Below are 4,405 nucleotides of genomic sequence, written 5' to 3' on the forward strand. Positions count from 1 at the left end.
TTTACATTACCCGTTTCATCGTTACGAGAATACAAAAAGATGTTCAAAAAAGTAACGCCTGCAATCACAATTGCAAGCGTTACAAACCAGACTTTTCTTTTATCTTTTTCATTCGTTTCACTCACTCATTCCGCCTCCTTAACTTGTAATCTCCTATCCAGTTTTGTTATCATTTTAGAAACGTCTTACATGCCCTTTAAAGACCCGACTCCAGTATGGATTCGATAGATTTTCGATTGAAACTCCTTTATTCGTTTGACAACCAATGAATGTATTTTGGTCAATGACAATCCCAACATGACCATCGTGTTTATACGTATCAAAGAAAATAACATCACCAGCTTTCATTTCCATTGGTGAAATTTGTGTACCAATTTTATTCAAAGTTTCTGTACTCACCAGTCCCACAGACCCCACATTCATTCCCACTTGTTCAAATGCCCAGCGGACAAAACTTGAACAATCAAATATACCTACAGCAATTTCAGATTGTTTTCTTCCACCACCAAATACATACGTAGAACGTCCAATCCATTGACGCCCTACATCAGCAACTTGCGAGCCAGATGAACCGCCTCCTGCGCTTCCTCCACCGCCATTTACTGGTACACCAGGTATATAATATTTCAATACGGCATCAACATAAAGTGCGTCGCCGTAGCATGCCCCATAGGGTATCATCTCAGGTCTTACACAACGATATATACCCGTATGTTTTACTTTCTGATAGGTTTCTGCGGAGAACTGAATCGCTAATTCTTTTGTGTATTTCCCACCGTTTTTTGCAATAAAATCAAAGAATCCTGTTCCAAAGTTGTAGGCTTGCAAGGCGGTTTTTATGTGATCCATATCACCTGGTCCCGTTACACCCGCTCGCTCAATTGCATGCTTAAATTCCTGTACTCCTGCCCAAATGGAGTAATCAGGATCCGTAATACAGTTTGGTGCTTTACAGTACTTTGTGTTATACGCTCCTTCAGAAGATTGCATGGGATCTAGTCCTCGTCCGCCACTTTCTTGCATCATCTGAGCCAACATTAGTGGGACAAACGCTTCTACACCAAATTCCTGTGCATATTTCCGAATTGTCGGCTCCCATTTCAACACTTCGGCTGAAACATTTGCTGTCCCCATACCACCTTGTGGGTATGTAATATTCCCTTGTTTTTTATTCCCTTCCATCCCACCGATTAGTGTCATGGTAGCTCCTATAAGAAAAGTTCCAAGGAGAAAAAGTAGACTCAAAGCAATCACTATCAGCCACTTTTTCGGAATGATCTTCAGTACAAGATGCATGAATTATGCCCCTCCTCCAAATACCGCTAACTCTTCCTCTGTCACATCGACTTTAAATAAAATATTCTTTACGGCACTGATACATAAGAGCACATCTCCTGTTGGTAAAAACGGTATTTCATTCAGTTCACTTGTACTGATTTGTCCCGCAAACACTCGTCGTAACATGTCTAGATTGTTGCTGTCTTGTTGCATAATAAATTTGTACTGCGTAAGCTCAAAGAGTGTCTTAATTTTTTCTACTGCTGCCACACTTGCATCCTCTGGCACAAAGTCTCGGATAGAATGACTTGCAAATACAATCCCTGCAAAATATTTACGTGCTTCTCGGCTAAACTTAATCGTGAAATCCACCGCATGTTGACTACGTTCACTCGTATTAATTAAATGATGGGCTTCATCCATGATAATGAGATAACGAATCACATCTTCAAATTGTATTTCTTTTCTATCAAAGGCTTTCCACTGTGGCAATCCGTTTTCTAACATCTCATCCCACATCAAGTTCATCACACTGAAAATCTGTGCTTGATAGATTTCTTCTTTTAAACTCATGAGATGGCGCAATGAAAAAAAGACGATTTGCTCTTTAGAGAAATCTTCTATCGTGGAAATACCGTTATATAAATGTCCATAATTGTCTACTAAATTAATAAGATTTAATTCAATCAGTTCTAGCCGTTCCTTACGAGTCGGACTCACATTAGAACGGTAGATTCCTTTCTTTATATCTTCATATAATTCTGTACGAACAAAATGTAAATAATCGGAGAAAATCGGATATTCCTTTGCTGGTAAACTCGTAATATGATTGACAGCTCCTGATTCATCACTCCATAATTTCTTAGCTACATACATTTTACGCAGTAAATTCTCATACTCCTTAATTTCATCATCTTTTGCTTCTGGCGCAATAAAGCGATAAAAGATACTCATTTTAGATAAATGCTGGGTAAACGAACCTTCTTCTGTTTTAGCCGTTTTATATACTTGAAGCGGATTGATTTGTCCTTCCGATCCATCTAATGCAATTTGCTTCCCGTTATACTCTTGCACAATATCTTCAAACTCACCTGTAATATCAAACCCACGAATCTTATATCCCTTCATTGCATTGTCACTCATAATTTTTTTCAATAAGGTAGACTTGCCGGCACCCATCTTTCCAATTACAACGCCGTTATAACTCTTTCGTTGTTTATCTTTATGGAACAAATCAAAAATGACACTCCCCTTTGTTTTGGTTGTGCCATAGTAAATACCATATGGATCATTTAGAAATGTAAAGTGAAATGGAAATCCTCCCGCTAAAGAAAGCGCCGGTATTTCTTTCCCATTTCGTTTATTGATATATTTCTTTTGCATCTCAAAACTCGATGTAAGAGATGCCCACTCATGTTCTTGTTCATTTAGGAATATGGCACCTCTAAAATTATAAGATTCTAATGTTTCCATGACTTCTTTTGCTTGTTTTTCTAGCTCTGCCATCGTTCGTGCTGAAATATAAATGCGTAAATGTACGCGCTTCAGCACCTCTCCTTTTGATACTTGTTGATATAACGTTTCTAGCTCATTAAACTGTTGTTCCGCTTCAATACGCTCAATATTATCTTTCGCGTTCGCATGTCGAACGCTTTGTTCTGCCATTGATTTATTAATCGATTCAACCACAATTTTTCGGCTATCACTGATAATATCAAGCGTTGTAATCACATTCGGCATATTCATGATTGGTTCTAACCAAAAGTCATTTACTGTTGTTTGATACCCGTATACATGAATGCAAGATTGTAATCCATCTCCACCTTGAACATATACTTCTTGGAATTTTATTCCCCCTTGCGGTTGAATCTGGGCAACGAATTCCTTACTGATTTGTTTCTTTTCTTTTTTCTCTTCTTTCTTTTGCTTTCTCTTTAAAAAATTAAGTACAGACACATTCATCACCTCTTCTTATTTTTTTGTACCAATTTTTGAATTTTGATTATGCAACTTATATAAAATTTCTATCTTCTTTTCCTCTTCCATCTCTAACAATGGGATGCATCGTTGTAAGTACCGTTTTGACGATTCCACCCGCTCTTTCACAACAAATTCGTTCTCACCATACACAAATAAAAAGTACTCCCGGTTTGTGCGCCCCCACTCTAAATACTGAAGTTCTTTCAATTTTTGTACGAGGAAGCGTTCATATAACGGATTCTGGCATGTTTCAATTTTCTTCAGTAGAAAACGTTGTTGTCGTTCTGTAGAAACTGGAAAATTCATAGATACAATTTTGATAGACTCTTGGTATGATTGATAATAATGTGCAAGGTGATAAATCGCATACTCTGCTTCTTCCTCGTTCATGGAATAAATATCTGTACCCTGGATCTGTAAGATATCTACAAAACCTTGTTCTTCTCGAAATTCAAAGACCCCTGATTCTGTCATATCAATAATCGGAATCACCTCAGCAATGCTCTTTTTGATATGAGGTGGCTTCTCTTTCTTTTTGGCTTTTTTTGCTTTCTTCTCTTTTTCTGTCTTCCCTTTGCTTCCCGAATCCTCGTCAATCTTCGCTGTTTTTTTCACAACATCTTTTTTCTTTTTTCCAAGATGTTGCATCAAGTTTTTCTTCTTTTTCTTTACTGATATTTCATCTTCTCTCAAAGGAGCAACCGCCTGTTGTGCTTCTTTCTTTTCCTGAAATCCTTTGATTTTTACGACTCTCCCTGGCATTTTTTCTTGCTTTGGCAATTGCGGGGACGGCTTGGCTTCGCTCTTCTTTCCTACTCCACTATTCATTTCTTTTTCATTGAATAATGCCATTCCATTTCCTCCTTTAGTCTTGTTCCTGGTCGATTGCACAATACGTAGAACGCTTTCTAGCTAACATAATAAACAGCACCTCAAACATTCGTTTTTGCGGGTTTGTATTGGGACGGACAATTAAAAGGACTCCTACGATTAACATAAAAATATAAAAGGGAATTTGTAACATCGGATGAACCAAGGGCTTAGTCGTCATCGTGAAAACCACAAGCCCTATGATAAACAGTAGGTCAAAAAGAAATAGCACTTTGTTAATCTTTAATTCGGTTCGTATTTCCTTTGGAATGCGATA

Annotated in this window: 4 protein-coding genes; all 4 read right to left on the reverse strand. The window is 37.7% G+C overall.

The window, feature by feature from the left end; all coding sequences use genetic code 11:
• Window positions 1-174: 174 nt before the first annotated feature.
• A complete protein-coding gene (locus HRG09_RS27510) occupies window positions 175-1,296 on the reverse strand; it encodes a bifunctional lytic transglycosylase/C40 family peptidase (protein ID WP_174103981.1) in 1,122 nt (373 codons plus the stop codon).
• Window positions 1,297-1,299: 3 nt separating this feature from the next.
• Window positions 1,300-3,240, reverse strand: a complete 1,941-nt coding sequence (locus HRG09_RS27515; protein WP_174103982.1) for a VirB4 family type IV secretion system protein — start codon at window positions 3,238-3,240, stop codon at window positions 1,300-1,302.
• A gap of 9 nt (window positions 3,241-3,249) precedes the next feature.
• The gene (locus HRG09_RS27520; protein ID WP_174103983.1) at window positions 3,250-4,110 is read right to left on the reverse strand and encodes a hypothetical protein; all 861 of its coding nucleotides are present in this window, start codon (window positions 4,108-4,110) and stop codon (window positions 3,250-3,252) included.
• Between the two features lie 13 nt (window positions 4,111-4,123).
• Window positions 4,124-4,405: DUF5592 family protein (locus HRG09_RS27525; RefSeq protein WP_217448191.1), on the reverse strand; the 282-nt coding region annotated here is incomplete at its 5' end.

Origin of the sequence: Bacillus sp. Xin1, from assembly GCF_013314535.1 — a bacterium.
Classification (GTDB): domain Bacteria; phylum Bacillota; class Bacilli; order Bacillales; family Bacillaceae_G; genus Bacillus_A.

What these genes read in the sequence shown, in the direction of transcription:
- HRG09_RS27510 (WP_174103981.1), bottom strand. Translation starts at nt 1,296, where the DNA reads ATGCATCTTGTACTGAAGATCATTCCGAAAAAGTGGCTGATAGTGATT.
- HRG09_RS27515 (WP_174103982.1), bottom strand. Translation starts at nt 3,240, where the DNA reads ATGAATGTGTCTGTACTTAATTTTTTAAAGAGAAAGCAAAAGAAAGAA.
- HRG09_RS27520 (WP_174103983.1), bottom strand. Translation starts at nt 4,110, where the DNA reads ATGGCATTATTCAATGAAAAAGAAATGAATAGTGGAGTAGGAAAGAAG.